Source organism: Olegusella sp., from assembly GCF_057238325.1.
The window spans coordinates 17,889-33,599 of the sequence record NZ_DBHHGF010000013.1 but is presented as its reverse complement, the minus strand read 5'-3'; the positions used below and the strand labels follow the sequence as shown (position 1 = coordinate 33,599).

At 50.2% G+C, this 15,711-nt stretch carries 11 protein-coding genes and 1 pseudogene; 9 read left to right on the top strand and 3 right to left on the bottom strand.

The features are described 5' to 3' along the window. The 5 genes and pseudogenes from ACO5JD_RS08470 to ACO5JD_RS08450 form a co-directional block, all read left to right on the top strand. Positions 1 to 401 (top strand): annotated as a pseudogene (locus ACO5JD_RS08470) (hypothetical protein); the annotation flags it as partial. A gap of 195 nt (positions 402 to 596) precedes the next feature. Continuing rightward, the gene (locus ACO5JD_RS08465; RefSeq protein WP_484989138.1) at positions 597 to 1,664 is read left to right on the top strand and encodes a glycosyltransferase family 2 protein; all 1,068 of its coding nucleotides are present in this window, start codon (positions 597 to 599) and stop codon (positions 1,662 to 1,664) included. A 206-nt stretch (positions 1,665 to 1,870) separates the two neighbouring features. Next, positions 1,871 to 2,830 (top strand): substrate-binding domain-containing protein, encoded by a 960-nt coding sequence (locus ACO5JD_RS08460; protein WP_484989136.1) that lies wholly within the window; start codon positions 1,871 to 1,873, stop codon positions 2,828 to 2,830. 53 nt (positions 2,831 to 2,883) lie between these two features. Further along, positions 2,884 to 4,077: an amino acid ABC transporter permease gene (locus tag ACO5JD_RS08455; RefSeq protein ID WP_484989134.1), complete on the top strand. Its 1,194-nt coding sequence runs from the start codon at positions 2,884 to 2,886 to the stop codon at positions 4,075 to 4,077. Between the two features lie 9 nt (positions 4,078 to 4,086). Then, positions 4,087 to 4,878: an amino acid ABC transporter ATP-binding protein gene (locus ACO5JD_RS08450; protein WP_484989132.1), complete on the top strand. Its 792-nt coding sequence runs from the start codon at positions 4,087 to 4,089 to the stop codon at positions 4,876 to 4,878. A gap of 299 nt (positions 4,879 to 5,177) precedes the next feature. On the opposite strand, the gene ACO5JD_RS08445 is transcribed toward ACO5JD_RS08450, so the two are convergent. Next, positions 5,178 to 6,809: an amidohydrolase gene (locus tag ACO5JD_RS08445; protein ID WP_484989130.1), complete on the bottom strand. Its 1,632-nt coding sequence runs from the start codon at positions 6,807 to 6,809 to the stop codon at positions 5,178 to 5,180. A 187-nt stretch (positions 6,810 to 6,996) separates the two neighbouring features. Further along, positions 6,997 to 7,971: a hypothetical protein gene (locus tag ACO5JD_RS08440; RefSeq protein ID WP_484989128.1), complete on the bottom strand. Its 975-nt coding sequence runs from the start codon at positions 7,969 to 7,971 to the stop codon at positions 6,997 to 6,999. A 618-nt stretch (positions 7,972 to 8,589) separates the two neighbouring features. On the opposite strand from ACO5JD_RS08440, the gene ACO5JD_RS08435 reads away from it, so the two are divergent. The 4 genes from ACO5JD_RS08435 (at position 8,590) to deoC (ending at position 14,322) form a co-directional block, all read left to right on the top strand. Further along, positions 8,590 to 10,533, top strand: coding sequence for an NAD(+) synthase (locus ACO5JD_RS08435; RefSeq protein WP_484989126.1), 1,944 nt, complete (start codon positions 8,590 to 8,592; stop codon positions 10,531 to 10,533). Between the two features lie 292 nt (positions 10,534 to 10,825). Further along, positions 10,826 to 11,116 (top strand): co-chaperone GroES, encoded by a 291-nt coding sequence (groES, locus tag ACO5JD_RS08430; protein ID WP_035438972.1) that lies wholly within the window; start codon positions 10,826 to 10,828, stop codon positions 11,114 to 11,116. Positions 11,117 to 11,194: 78 nt separating this feature from the next. Continuing rightward, positions 11,195 to 12,835, top strand: coding sequence for a chaperonin GroEL (gene groL, locus ACO5JD_RS08425; protein ID WP_484989124.1), 1,641 nt, complete (start codon positions 11,195 to 11,197; stop codon positions 12,833 to 12,835). A gap of 848 nt (positions 12,836 to 13,683) precedes the next feature. Then, the gene (gene deoC, locus ACO5JD_RS08420; RefSeq protein WP_484989122.1) at positions 13,684 to 14,322 is read left to right on the top strand and encodes a deoxyribose-phosphate aldolase; all 639 of its coding nucleotides are present in this window, start codon (positions 13,684 to 13,686) and stop codon (positions 14,320 to 14,322) included. A gap of 7 nt (positions 14,323 to 14,329) precedes the next feature. On the opposite strand, the gene ACO5JD_RS08415 is transcribed toward deoC, so the two are convergent. Then, the gene (locus ACO5JD_RS08415) at positions 14,330 to 15,439 is read right to left on the bottom strand and encodes a PfkB family carbohydrate kinase (protein WP_484989120.1); all 1,110 of its coding nucleotides are present in this window, start codon (positions 15,437 to 15,439) and stop codon (positions 14,330 to 14,332) included. Positions 15,440 to 15,711: the final 272 nt, after the last annotated feature.

The following is a 15,711-nucleotide window of genomic DNA, read 5'->3' as shown; positions in this document are numbered from 1 at the left end:
CTAAGCTTACAACTGACAAAGGTGATACAACACTTTCTGCTCGCTTTGATGCTATGGGCGCATCGGCATGTATTGCTCCTTTGTCAAGTGCGATTAATGTGCGTCTCTCTCACGCGATCGTGGGTACTGATGATATTTGGGAGCACATTGCCCAGCTCAAAGGCGCTGGTATGCAGTCGCTTATTGGTTCGTCCACAAAGATTTTGGAGTCTATTAAATCTGATATGACTTTTGGTGAGATGACCGATCTGGCCGAGCGTACGCTTTCTATTGGTATCGACAAGCTGGCACGTAGCGAGGCTCCTACTGCTGATGCCAAGCTCAAAGATGGCACTCAAGCTAAATCTATTAACGCCAACAAGCTCAATGAGGTTTTGGGGACGCAGGTGGCAGCTAAGTAATATCACGTCAAGCAAAAATATGTGCAAGCATTATCCACATTGCTGGAATATCCGTGAGCAGTGGCAAGATTTGCTGTTATGGAGTCTCTGAGGCGCGATAATCAGTAGCAAAACAGTAGAAGATGAACATATGTGTCGTTGCGAGTGGTGTCGTTTTATATTCTGAGTCATTGCTCAAAAGGAGCTTCCAGATAGATGAGCAGGCTTTTTGACAAGCCCCTAGTTTCGATTGTGATGCCCGCCCACAATGTGGATGGCACCATCCGTCGTGCTGTCGAAAGTCTTCAGCGTCAAACATGCGAGAGTTTCGAACTGCTTGCTATTGACCTGAATTCGGATGATCGTACAAGCGATATGCTCGAACGTATGGCAGATAGGGATATTCGAATCACCATTTTGCATCAAAGCGATGATGATTCTCAGTTGGCGCTCAATTGTGCGCTTGATCAGCTCAGCGGTAAGTACCTTATGTTTGTAAGTGGCAATGACTGGCTTGAGCCTCCTGCGCTTGAAGAATTACTCAATACGATGAAGCAGGGCAATCCTGAACTTGCACTATCTTCCTACTACCTTGATAGCTACTTTGGGCAAAGCGAGTATGTCTCCAAACTGTGCAGTTGTGCTGAAGACAATTTTGATACTCAAGCAGATTTTAGGGCGGCTGCCTGGCGTTTGTTTGAAGAGGGGCAGTTGTATGATCTTTGGGGCAAGCTTTTCAAACTCGATCGGGTAAAGCAACTTGACATTCATTTTCGCAAGCAAAGCCCCGATGGGCAGTGCTTTGTGCTGGATTACTTGCGTGATATTGAGCGTGTTGCCACACTGACACATCCTAGCTATCACCATTGTATCGATGGCAATAATGTCTATCGTAGCCAGTGGGAAGACGATCTCTATCAGCAGCTTCAGGATGAGCATAACGAGCTGCTTGAGCTCTATCATCACTGGGGGCTTGATGGCGATCCTGCAAGTATTGAAGTTATCCAGAGACGCTATATCGAAGGTCTGCTTGGTCTTATTAGGCGTCTTTGTGATTCTTCCTGCAAGATGCCAGCTGCTGAAAAGCGCAAACTTGTACGTCAGATGATTTCAGACGACGATGTACAACTGGCTGCACGTATGGCACGGCCTGAGGGACGTTTGGTTTCCATGATGCTTACGCCTATCCGCACGCGCAATATTGCGCTGGTTATGGCGGGTGGAAGCTTTGGGGCACATATTATGCATCACAATGCAAAATCTTCCTTACGTAAGAAAAAATAGCGTTAGTAACTGTGTCGCTCACGTGCGTTATGTGTTGCACGAGCGTTTCCTTTTGCCTATTTTTCTCTCATCTAAACGCAAAAACGTATAATAGCTTCACCACGTGGGACTTTCACGCATTAAGTTGCAAGGGGGATGGGCATGGGGCTCATCCGGTCGTACGTGCGAAAGGGGTCCGGCGAAAGCCAGAGAAAAGAGGAATAGCCATGAAGTACAACAATTGCTTTATCCACACATCATCTAGCAGCGATTCTGCTCCGAACAAGCACAATATGAATCGCCGTGGCTTCCTCAAGGCTTCTGGGCTCGCGACCATTACCCTAGGTGGAATGGCATTTTTAACAGCCTGCGGCCCTGCTCCCGAAGGCACAAGTGGTTCGGCTGATAGCCAGTCTGGTGGCTCTGCTTTCCCAAAGCATAAGTTTGGCTCTGAGGGCAAGATGCGTGTTGGTATGGAAGCCAACTATGCTCCGTATAACTGGCAGACTGATACTCCCAGTGATTACACGATTCCTATCGAAAACGTCTCGGGAGCTTATGCCGATGGGTATGACGTGCAATTTGCAAAGATTATTGCTGAAGCTATGGATCTAGAGCCTGTTGCCGTTGCTATGAGTTTTGATGGTTTGGTTGAGGCATGCAAGAAGGGTCAGATTGACATCATTTGCGCTGGTATGACTGCGACTCCTGACCGCGCTGAATCAGTTGATTTTTCTGATCCGTATCTTGAGGACACTGTTGCTGTTATTACCAAGAAGAACTCCAAGTTTGCCAACGCTACCAGCCTTAAGGATTTATCTGGCGCAACGATAGTGGGACAAAAGAGCACATTCTACGACGAGGCAATTGACCAAATCCCCAATGTGAATCACGTAGATGGTCTAGAGTATGCTCCCGATGTAGTGGCGCAGTTACAAAACGATCAGGTTGAGGCTATTACCTACTCGGGTGCAAGTGCCTCAAAACTGCTTGAGACGTATACAGATTTTGTTGTATGCCAGCTTAAGGATGGTTTTACTGGAGACTATAAGTCCAACAACGACAACGCTGCTATTGCCAAGGGCCAAGATGATGTCCTGAAGAAGATCAACGCCGCTATTGCCGATGTTCCTACCAAGGAGCGCGACGAAATGTGGACTGCTTGCAACGAGCGTATGCCTCAGTAGCGATATAGCGTCCCCCGCTAGCTTATATACATTCTTCGGAAGGATACATCCAGATGGATGACTCACATACGCAGGGTCGTTTTAGGCGGTTGCGCCAGTTTGTGCAGACCGACCATCGTTATGTTGTGTTGGCCACAAGCGTGATCGCGCTCATCGGTCTTTGGTTTTCAATGCAGCCTCGCTCGCAGATGAGTTTTTTGGCGCCAGTATATGCGCTTGAGCTGCTTATGTACTATCTGCTGGTGGCATGGCTGATTTTTGCTGCGGCGGCATTGATGACCAAGCTTGCCATGTGGCACAACTATACTGAGCGTTCGCCTTTTGCGCGCAGGCCTCTGGTGACTGTGGAACGTTTTGCTTCCTATGTGGTGGCTATAATTGCGGCCGTGCTCTTTATAGACCGTGCGGTGATGGGCGTTGCATCTTCGGCGGCAACCGCTATTGGGGCTGACAAGATTCCACGCGGCGGCTTGGAAGCAGCGCTTTATATGCTCTATGAGGGGCGTGCGCTCTTCTGTACAGGTATTCTTACAACGGTTGAGTTGGCTGTTTTTGGTACAATCATTGCATTTTTCTTGGCACTATTGATGGCAACACTGCGCTTGCTCAAGATTGATCGTGCAGATAATGACTTGGTGCGCTTCTTTAAGGTTGTAGGATCTGGATTTGCCAAGCTTTACTCAACCATTGTACGCGGCACACCTATGATGGTACAGGCGCTAATTATCTATAATGCCGGATTTGCCGTGCTGCTGGGCACGGGTATGAGTTCGGGACAGATTCGCCTGGTGTGGTCAACGTTTATCGCTGGTCTGGTAACTGTGTCTCTAAACTCCACCGCCTACATGATGGAGGTGCTGCGCGGTGGTATCGAGTCAGTCGATGCAGGCCAGACAGAGGCTGCACGTTCGTTGGGTCTTTCTCAGTGGCAAACATTGTTGCACGTTGTGTTCCCTCAGGGTATTAAGTTTGCTATCCCAGGCCTTTCTAACGAGCTCGTTATTAATATCAAAGACTCGTCAGTATTGTCTGTGATTGGTGTTGTCGAGTTGATGTATGAGTCTCGTGCTATGGCTGGTATTTATTACAAGAATATCGAGGTTTACATGGTTGCCGCAGTGTTCTATCTGATTTTGACGGCACTTGCAACGTATCTGCTTAATAGGCTTTCCAAGCATTTGGATGCGCCTAGGTTGCAGCAAACCTCCGACTCGATTCACGCCGCGGTCTCCGCGGACAAGCAGTAAGGAGTGGCGATGACTATCAATACTCAAACAATTCGTGAGTCGGATACTGCTGAAAATCCACTGGTACGCGTTGAAGGTCTGCGTAAGTGTTTTGGCAACCATGAGGTGCTCAAAAATATCAATCTAACCATTAATAGGGGCGAAGTCGTCACCATCATTGGCGCATCCGGTTCGGGCAAATCAACTCTGCTGCGTTGTATCAACTTGCTGGAGACACCTGATTCGGGTCATGTGTGGTTTCATGGCAGTGATCTTGCTGCCGAGCATGTGGATGTCAACAGTCTGCGCCAAAACATTGGCATGGTATTTCAGAGCTTTAACTTGTTTAACAATATGAATGTGTTAGGCAACTGTACGTTGGCGCCAGTTCTGCTTAAAAAAGCGACGAAAGCCGAAGCAGAGGAGGTGGCGCTGAAGCGTTTGGATGAGGTTGGACTCAAGGATTTTGCAGGAGCTGCGGTTAGCACGCTTTCGGGTGGGCAAAAGCAGCGTGTTGCGATTGCGCGAGCACTATGCATGGAGCCTGAGCTCATGCTTTTTGATGAGCCGACAAGTGCGCTGGATCCTGAGATTGTTGGTGAGGTTCTCGAGATTATGCACTGTCTTGCCGAGCAGGGCATGACAATGGTGGTTGTGACTCATGAGATGGACTTTGCCAAAAACGTCTCTGATAAAGTTGTCTTTATGGATGAGGGAATTATTGCCGAGGAAGGTTATCCCAAGGATATGTTCACCCATCCCCAACATGAACGTACGCGTGCTTTTTTGTCTCGCTATTTGGAAGACACTGGCGTCGGATAGGCAGGGGACGATGTTGGTTGTCAGCGTCGAACAAGTGGCGACGTTCTGGTGTCGAATAGGCGATAGACCTGACGTCGACTTTGACAATCCTAGGGTAAAGCGCCCAGAGGAGGCGTTTTTGGTAGGATTCCGATCAAAAACGCCTCCTCTGGGCTAAAACTTTTAACTATCACTGTGGATTTTATAAAACGACCCATAGGTTTTATAAAGCTGCCGGAAATAACCGCTGAGTAATTGCTATTGGCGGTTATGGGAAGAATTGTCTGCGATAAGCCAGCCGAGCTACGCATTTGTTGTTGTTAAGCAGAAAAGATCTGCTTGCCACCGAGATAGGTGGCAAGACAGTGGGCTTGCTGGATTTCTTCAGACTCACACGTGAGGAAGTTTGTATCCCATACAGCTAAGTCAGCAAGCATGCCAGGTGCTAACAGTCCCAACTCATGCGTGCGGCCCACTGTTGCTGCGCTGCCATATGTATAAGCTCGCAAAGCATCTGCACGGCTGATGCAGTGTTCGGGGTGCCAGCCACCTTTGGGAAGGTGACTTTGGGGCATCTGGCGAGTGATAGCGCAGTACAGTACATCTTGACTGGTAGGGGGTACAACAGGTGAATCCGTACCAAATGCAAGAGTAGCGCCTGTCTGTAGAAACGCCTCAAAAGGCCACATGCGTGCTGTTCGTTCAGATCCTAAATCGCGGTCGGGTTGAGACAGGTCAATGACCGCGTGAGGTGGTTGCACAGAAGCAATAACGTGCGTCTTTGCAAGACGGTCAATGTCTGTGGACTGGATATCTTCAATATGCTCAAGAGTGTGGGCACCTTGTTTGGGCTGACCATAAAGACGAGTTGCTTCCTCAAAAATATTGAGAGCTTCATGAGCTGCTTGGTCGCCAATGGTATGGATGCGCACAGCATGGCCGTGGCTTGCTGCTGAAAGTACGAGCGAACGCATGCGCTCAGGTGCTACCGTAGGCCTGCCGACATCGCCCGTAAAATAAGCATTGGTATAGGGCTTGCTGCACCAGGCGGTGTGCGCCGAGCTGACTCCGTCAAAGAATTGCTTGAAACCTGGGGCTTGAAGCATATTGCCTGTAAGTTCGGCCTGCATGATCTCAAGGTTGGACTCGTCTTCGGTGAGGGTAGGGAAGAGATGTGCGCGAAGTGTTAGCTCATCAGCATTGAGAAGTTGCTGGTAGATGTCAGGGCGAATGGAGTCTGCATCAGGGATCAGCGAGAGCGCCATGTCACACACTGAGGTGATACCCATGCTGGATAGGCGGTGGAAATAACTGCGGTATACCTGCACGAGCGCCTCATCAGGAAGCATGTCAACAAGACGGGCGACGTAAGCCATGCCAGCCGCTTCGCGGAGGACGCCAGTGAGGTGGCCATGAGCATCACGATCAAAACTTCCACCAGCGGGTGGCTGAGTTGCATCGGTAATACCTAGTTCAGTCATGCCGCACGAATTGAGCCAGAGCGTATGAGCGTCCCCTGAGTAAAGTGCGACAGGACGATTGGGAAAGGCGGCATCCAATGAGTGGCACGTTGGCGCAGCGGTGGGGTCTATCCAAAGGGATTGACGCCAACCATGCGTGAGCACCCAATCCTGCGTATCAGGGAGGGTTTTTGCAAAATTGATGAGATGTGCGACCTCATCTGCTTCGCTAGTTCCGACATATTGATCTGCGAGTGCAGAGGGAAAAAGCGCAGAGTGCAGCACGTGTTGATGCGCATCATGAAAGCCTGGACAGACGAACTTGTCACCGTAGTCAATGAGCTGAGCCTGAAAATCGCACAGTTCATCAGCGCGCTCATATGGAAGAACTGCTGTTATGATTCCCTGCGTAATGCCAATAGCAAGTGCTTGTGTTTTGTTGGTCCTGTCTGTAAAGACATTTTTTGAGCGAATAACCAGTTCGACCGCCATGTGACCTTCTTTTAGCTGATTAGCTGTTTGACCGCATTAGTTTGGCTTTAAATTCCAAACGACACTTTAGCCATCGTGGCGGGCGATAGGGTGATGGTGTGTTGCTGTAGAGGTGGATGGCATAAAAAAGACGGTCTCTGGCGGGTGTCAGAGACCGTTAGGAGTCATTAACTAATGTGGGTAAGAATTAGTTCTCGTTGCGCTTGCGCAAAACGGTTGCAGCTGCAGCAAGCAGACCGCCGGCGATAGCGAGCACAGCTGCAGGAAGAGCAGTGGCTGTATCAGAGGTCTGGGGGAGAGCAGAACTCTTCTTTACGGCCTTGGCGGGGGCAATGTGCTTGGGTGCAGCTTTGGGCGCAGGAGCAGGCTTGGGCTGAGGCTTAGTCTCGGGCTTTACCTCGGGCTTGGGGTCTGCCTTCTTCTCGACCTCAAGTGTTGCCTGGATGCTGCCGTCATTTGGACCCTCTGCATCTATGCCGTTGGGATCTTGGGCAGAACCCCACTCAAAGAGTGTTTCCTCACCGAGGTCCATCTTGCCATTAACGTTACTGTAAGCCAACCATTCACGCCTTGATGTCACCACAATGAAGGATTCCTCACTGATGCCCATCTTGCCATTAACGCTACCCTTGACAACAATCTTGCCAGGTTGCGCATTGTCACTAACTTTTACCTTGTTTACAGTAATAGACATGACACCATTTTTGGTATCCTCGGCAATCTTCTTGACGAAGTTTCTCAGATCACCGTATTCCATATACTCCTTAATTGATGCAATAACCGTGAGTGTCTTACCCTCAGCAGAGGCAGTGGTATCCCAAATGCCAGTCTCCGCATCACCAAAATTATCGTAGGTGATGTCAACCTTGCCATCAGTGTCTTTCTCGAAATCCATCCCCTCGGGAAGTGTGAGGGTAATGGTGAAGGCGAAGTTTACTTTGCTTTCGTTGCCTAGAAAAAACTCGATAGGGACACTGTCATAGGCTTTTTCAATCTCCTGCATGAGTGCCCAAACGTTACTCACATTAAGGGTGCCAGACACTGCCACTACCTCACCAGCTTTAACCTTATAAGCGGTCTTGGTAGTGGAATCGTTATTAATGAGGATATCGCCGTACAGATTGCTGTACTTATCCACATCAATTCCTGCTGCTTGCATCATCTCTTTAACTTGGTCAGCCAGTGTGGGAGAGGGATGGGCTGCAGAACGATTGACAGCAGTGGGTGCTGCGGGAGTTGACGTTGCCTCTGCGGGCGCAGGAGCTTCGGTTGCGGGAGTAGCCTCGGCCTCGGGTGTCTCTTCGGTGGCAGGAGTGACCTCAGCTTCGGGGGGGCGGCAGTGGTTTCAGGAGTGGTTGCAGCGACGGTCTCAGTGGCTTCCTCAGCAGGTGCTGCTGGGGCGGCAGCAACAGTCGCGTCATTGTTGTTGGTGGGTGCATCCTCTGCAGCATAAGCATTTACTGCAACAAAGGGTGAGGCAATTGCGCAGGAAAGAGCGGCGGCAACAGCTGCCTTTGCAAGGGTTCCGGACTTTACGTTCATACACACTTCTCCTTATATCAGCTGTTTACGATTTTGGGAATATCCAGGGCAGACTTCCCACGTAAACGGTCTTATGCAAAATTCTAATAGCAGCACCTGAAAGTCATCCAAAAAAATCTTAAGAATAGGGTCTTGCCCTGACATATCCACAACCTTTTGCCAGCGTCCGAGCATTTGTGATGGCAAGCAAGGCGGTATCATAGATGCTGGCTGGATATTGTTGCCCAAGGAGGACTCCATGCAGGACGGTTTTGTCAAAGTTGCAGCCCGTACGCCTGAGATTCGCGTTGCTGATGTTGCCTATAACACTAAAGCGATTCTCTCGGAGATTCGTGACGCATATGAGCATGATGGAGCAAAAATTATCGTTTTGCCGGAGCTCTGCGTAACGGGCTATACCTGCGAAGATCTCTTCTGGCAGGATATCCTGCTTGATGCAACTGAGCGTGCACTTACCGAAATTGCCGAGGTCACTGCTGACTATGATGCAATTATCTTTTTTGGTGCGCCTCTGCGTAACAATGCGAAACTTTATAACTGTGCAGTCGCAGTGAGCCATGGCGAGATTTTAGGTGTTGTGTCCAAGCAGAACATTCCTACCTATAACGAGTTTTATGAAGGTCGTCATTTTTCTGTTGGTCATGAAGACGTGATGATTGTGAACCTGCCTTTTGCAGGGGAGTTCGGCATACCTTTTGGTGCCAATCAGATCTTTGTTTGCGAATCGATGCCTGAACTCAAAATTGCCGTGGAGATTTGTGAGGACCTCTGGGTGCCAAATCCCCCGTCGACCAACCATGCTCTTGCTGGGGCAACGGTGATAGTAAATCTTTCTGCGAGCAATGCTGTCGTTGGCAAGGCTGATTATCGTCGCAATCTGGTGATAGGCCAATCTGCACGCCTGTTAGCTGCCTATATCTACGCAAGCGCTGGGGAAGGTGAGTCAACTCAGGATGTGGTCTATTCTGGACATGACATGATTGCCGAAAATGGTGCTCTGCTTGCCGAAAGTAAACCTTTTGGTGATGGTTGTGCGGCAAGTGAGATTGATGTGTCTTTGTTGGCGGCCGAACGTCGCCGTCAGTCTACCTTTCAGTCAAGCGGTGCCTCTGAGCTTGATATGGGCTATGTCCATGTCGAATTTACTTTGGAAAAGGCTGCAACTAAGCTCACACGCTTTGTCGACCCCCATCCCTTTGTGCCAGATAATCCCGTGACACGTGCTCAGCGCTGCGAAGACGTACTATCGATTCAGGCACATGGTTTGGCTCGTCGTTTGGCTCACACGCGCTCGACACATGCAGCGATAGGAGTGTCGGGTGGCCTGGATTCGACGCTTGCTTTATTGGTGACAGCGCGTGCGTTTGATCTGGTAGGGCTTGATCGTGCGGGGATCATTGCGGTAACTATGCCTGGTTTTGGCACGACCGACCGCACGCATTCTAATGCGCAGGAGTTGGCAGATGCTTTGGGTTGTGAACTGCGTGAAGTACCCATCGCCGCGGCCGTACGTCAGCATTTTGCCGATATTGGGCAGGATGAAAATGTGCATGACGTGACCTACGAGAATTCCCAAGCGCGTGAACGTACACAGATTTTGATGGATATCGCCAACAAAGATGGTGGTTTGGTCATTGGTACGGGCGATCTATCCGAGCTGGCTCTGGGCTGGGCAACCTACAATGGCGACCATATGAGTATGTATGGTGTTAACGGTAGTGTGCCAAAGACGCTGGTTAGACACTTAGTTAACCACGTAGCGGATACCACGAGTTCGGCTGCATTGTCGCGTGTATTGCTTGACGTGCTCGATACACCAGTGTCACCCGAGCTCCTGCCCGCATCAGCTGATGGTACGATTTCGCAGCGCACCGAGGATTTGGTGGGACCCTATGAACTGCATGATTTCTTCTTGTATCAAGTACTGAGGCGTGGTTTTGCTCCGCGCAAGGTTTACCGTTTGGCGTGCTATGCGTTAGGCGATAGTTATGATGCGGCGACAATCAAGACTTGGCTGAGGACTTTTTATCGGCGTTTCTTTGCTCAGCAGTTCAAAAGAAGCTGTTTGCCTGATGGGCCAAAGGTAGGCTCGGTGGCAGTGAGCCCTCGCGGCGATTTGCGTATGCCATCCGATGCCCAAGCAAACCTCTGGCTCTCTGGACTCGAGCATCTAGATGACTAGCCAGTTGTAGCTCTACGCTAGCGAAGGGCAATCCCAATCCTGTTTGCTTTGCTTGGCAAAAAAGCACCGTGCTGAGATCAAGCAGAGCAGGGGGTGCTACGTAAAACCCACAGAACTTACTACTGAAACACACTCAATAAACCTAAGTGTGTCGATAGCAGATTTTTTTCCAATTCCGTTGTTATATTTTGCATATCTGGGTATTATTCCTAGCGTTGGCAGTTAAGAACGGCGGGCTTGGCCCGCACCGCTCGCAAACAGGCGCCGCATGGCGCAGAAGGAGGTTTTAATCATGACATTGAAGCCGCTGGGTGATCGCGTTCTCGTCAAGCCCGCTCCCAAGGAGGAGAAGACTTCCTCTGGCCTCTACATCAGCTCTGGCGCACAGGAAAAGCCTCAGCGTGGTCAGGTTATTGCTGTGGGTGAGGGCAAGCGCGACCAGAATGGCAATCGCATTCCCATGGATGTCCAGAAGGGCGATGAGGTTTACTACGGCAAGTTTGGCGGCAACGACGTCAAGATTGATGGCGAGGATTTCCTGCTGCTCCGTGCTGACGACATCTACGCCATTATTAGCGAGTAAGTAGCTCGTTTAGTAGCTGCTCTACTTACAAGCAGAGCAAAGCTTTTTGATTGAGTATTCCTACAAGGAGGAAAAACAATGGCAAAGGATATTACCTTCGGCACCGATGCGCGTGCCAAGCTCGCCAAGGGTGTCAACACTCTTGCCGATGCAGTTACCACAACCCTTGGCCCCAAGGGTCGCTATGTCGCACTTCAGCGTAGCTACGGCGCCCCCACCATTACCAACGATGGTGTTTCTGTTGCCAAGGAGATTGAGCTTAAGGACCCCATTGAGAACATGGGTGCTCAGCTGGTAAAAGAGGTTGCTACCAAGACTAATGACACCGTTGGTGACGGTACCACCACCGCAACTCTGCTTGCACAGGTTATCGTTAATGAGGGCCTTCGCAATGTTGCAGCTGGTGCAAATCCCATTGCTATTCGTCGTGGTATTGACAAAGCAGTTGCAGCCGCTGTTGAGCAGATGAAGGGTTCCGCGCAGGACGTCTCCACCAAGAAGCAGATTGCTTCCGTTGGTACCATTTCTGCTGGCGATCCCCAGATTGGTGCCAAGATTGCCGACGCAATGGAGGTTGTTGGCAAGGACGGCGTTATCACTGTTGATGAATCTCAGACCTTTGGTATCGATATCGACACTGTTGAGGGTATGCAGTTCGACAAGGGCTACATCTCTCCGTACTTTGCAACTGAGCAGGATACCATGACCGCTGAGCTGCAGAATCCTTACATTCTGCTGACCGATCAGAAGGTCTCCAATGTCCAGGATGTCATGCCTATTCTCGAGGCAGTTGCAAAGTCTGGCAGCCCTCTGCTTATTATTGCCGAGGACGTTGACGGTGAAGCTCTGGCATCGCTGATCCTCAACAAGATTCGTGGCGCTCTCCAGGTTGCAGCTGTCAAGGCTCCTGGCTACGGTGATCGTCGTAAGCGCATGATTGAGGACATCGCTGTACTTACTGGCGGTCAGGTTGCTATGAAAGAGCTCGGCGTCACCCTTTCTGATGTTACTGCCGAGATGCTCGGTCGCGCTAAGTCCGTCAAGATTACCAAGGACAACACCACTATCGTTGGCGGCTCTGGCTCCAAGGAGGCCATCGACGAGCGCGTTGCTCAGATTAAGAACGAGATTGAGAACACTACTTCTGATTTTGACCGCGAGAAGCTCCAGGAGCGTCTGGCCAAGCTCTCCGGTGGTGTTGCAGTTATCAAGGTTGGCGCTGCCACCGAGGTTGAGCTCAAGGAGGTCAAGCACCGCATTGAGGATGCTCTCCAGGCCACTCGTGCAGCTGTTGAGGAGGGCATTGTCGCAGGTGGCGGCGTTGCTTTCCTGCAGGCAACCAAGGCTCTTGATACCGTTGAGACCGTAGATGCTGACGAGCAAATTGGCGTTGACATCATTCGCAAGGCACTTGCAGCTCCTGTACGCACCATTGCTGCCAATGCTGGCTTTGAGGGTTCCGTTGTGGTTGAGAAGATTAAGTCACTGCCTGAGGGCGAGGGTCTTGACTCCGCAAATGGCACCTACGGCAACATGGTTGAGATGGGCGTCCTTGACCCTGTCAAGGTTACCCGCACCACGCTGCAGAACGCTGCTTCTGTTGCATCCCTGATTCTCATCACCGAGGCTACCGTTTCTGATGAGCCCAAGGACACCTCTATTGAGGAAGCCATTTCTCGTGCTGCTGCAGCTGGTGGCCAGGGTGGCGGCATGTATTAAGCCATCTAGCGAGATGCAATCGCCTTAGCGGTTCAAAATTGTTCGTATTATCGAGCAATGCTTGCGCCCCTGCACCTGAGCTGCGTCTTCGGATTTTTGACGTGTTTCCTGCGTCTAAGATTCGGGGTGCAGCTCATTTGCGGGGGCGTTTTGTATGATGTCTTGTGTGCCGCGACTGGCTCTGCTTTGCTTGGTTGCCTAGCTGTGTTCTGCTTGGTCATCTAGCTATGCTCTGCTTAGCCATCTAGCTGCGCTCTGCTTGGCCACAGCAAAGAGGAATCCTTTTGGTGTGGAGTGAGAAATCGCCAAACGCCACGTTCTACTTCACTTTTTTTGCCAAAAGCCACATATCTCTTCACGCCCAAAAAATTTACCTGCACAAACGTCAGGCCTTTTGAAACAGAACGTTGCTTTTGACATTTTTTCTGAAATAGAACGTGGCTTTTGGCAAGCAGAGCAGCCCCGAATGAAACAGAATGTGGCGTTTGACAAGCAGGGCAGTGCAGGTTGAAATGATGTGTGGCTTTTGGCAAGCAGGGCCGTGTTGGTTGAAATGATATGTGGCTTTTGACAAGCAGGGTCGTGCAATCTGAAACAGAACGTGGCGTTTGGCAAGCAGAGCCGTGCGAGTTAAGACGATGGATAGGTGACCTTTTTAGATAATATTTTGTCGGATAAGCAAAACGTCAAAGTAAGCTGAGGCGGTCTACCGTTCGCGAGTGAAATAGTACCGCTCGCGCAGGATTGCTTTTGATTTGCATGAAGGTTTGACGGGGATTGGGGCGGTACATTGTTAGTCGGCGCTACAATCTCGCGTCACGATACCACCAGAGAAAAAGGAGAGAAGTATGGAACTTCACGAGCGCATCGATCACACCAATCTTAAGGCCAATGCAACTCAGGCAGATCTTGCCAAGCTCTGCGATGAGGCTATGGAGTACAAGTTTGCCACCGTTTCTATCAACGGTTGCTGGACCAAGTTTGCTGTTGAGCGTTTGGGTGATTCTGGCGTAGGCGTTACCACCTGCATTGGCTTCCCTCTGGGTGCTGCGACTACTGCTGGCAAGGCTGCTGAGGCTCACCAGGCGGTGCTGGATGGCACTGCCGAGATTGATATGGTTATCAACGTAGGCAAACTTATTGATGGCGATGACGAGTACGTTATCAATGACATTACTGAGGTTGTCAAGGCTGCTGAGGGCCACCCCGTTAAGGTCATTCTTGAGTGCTGCCTGCTTGATCACGATCAAATCGTGCGCGCCTGCCAGGACTGCGTCAAGGCTGGCGCTGCCTTTGTCAAGACAAGCACCGGCTTTAGCACAGGCGGCGCTACCATTGAGGATGTTCGCCTGATGCGCGAGACCGTAGGCGACGCTTGCAAGATTAAGGCTGCTGGCGGCATCCACAATCAGCAGGAGGCTTTGGCTATGGTCGAAGCTGGTGCTGATCGTCTGGGTACAAGCGCAAGCATCGCAATCGTAAGCTAAACCCTAGCTAGTCTGATTCTGCGCCCAAGCGGGCTCGCAAGCTTTTGCTGTCAAGTGTTACGCGTGTCGCACCCCGTGCGTTAGCGTGATAAGCAGCAGCTACGAGTCCTGCTTGGGCGCATTTTTTTGCCGTAAATCCTTGGATCCAGCCCCAGATAATGCTGGCAGACAAAGCATCTTGGAATTCTCCTGAGGGTGGCAGTGGACCTCCTACCCAGGGCAAATGTGCTTCTTCGCCTTGGCCCAAGCAGAACAATCCGCCGTCCTCAAGCGATACAAATACTGCGCGAGGCCCACGCGCCAATACCTCAGAGCTTGCTATTTTTATCTCCATAAGGCTGGGTAATATGCGCTCTACAAGCGCTTCGAGTGTAGAAATGTCAATCTTAACGAGGTCTGGGCGTGACAAATCTGCCTCTGTGGGAATACCATTTCTGCTGGTAGATGACACATACGCCATGGGTACTTGCACGCTTTTCCACAAAAAATCTCGTGAGGCCTGCGGTACTGATGATTCAACAATACAGATTGCTGCTCGATTAATGGTGGCAAGATGCTCTGCCAAGTAGTCGGGGGAGAGCAAATCAAATGCCTTTGAATCGCTGAGAACAAGCTGTCGTGTACCATCAGGGCGAGTTAAAAAAACGTTGGAAGCGGATTCCATGCCGCGTGCCGTCATGGATTCGCTTATGTCGATACCGTCACGTTTGCAAGAGGCAATAAGGCGCTCACCCTCGTCGTCACCACCAAAAACAGACACCAAGCGTACAGGGCAGTCAAGATGTGCCAAAGTTTGAGCAATGTTATGAGCAGTGCCACTAACAACGGTGCGCACGATGCCTCGATGGCTGTCTGAGCCATTATCGCCCGAGCTTAGCGTGTGTTGCATCTCTGGCCAGCCAATCACGTCCACGCGAGATGCACCAATAGAAACGATATAGGGACTTTCCTCAAGAATATAACGGCGCCCGCGAATGGCACCTTTACGCATCAGATTGGAGATATGGACCGCCACCGACGAGCGGGAGATTTGAGCTTTCTCCGCTAATTCTTTTTGCGTAATTGAGGGATTCTCGCGTATCCAACCCAAAATTTGACGCTCGCGTTCGGTGATCATTTATCCTCCAGAGATAAACAAATGATTAGTACTCTAAACGGGTATTATCATAAAGCAAAAAATATGAGAAAAGAAATGGAAAAGTAGCGCTCACAATTGCTAAGTAAATAAAGCTCTTAACAAGTATTAAGATAAGCCTTGCACCTGCTTAAATGCCGTATATTTTCGCGTGCTGTATCAAAAAATCTCGCTTAAACAACCACTTACTGGGAAAAACCTACCTTCTACTTGAGAAATGTAGAAGAAACGCGTAAGTAAACATATGCTTTATA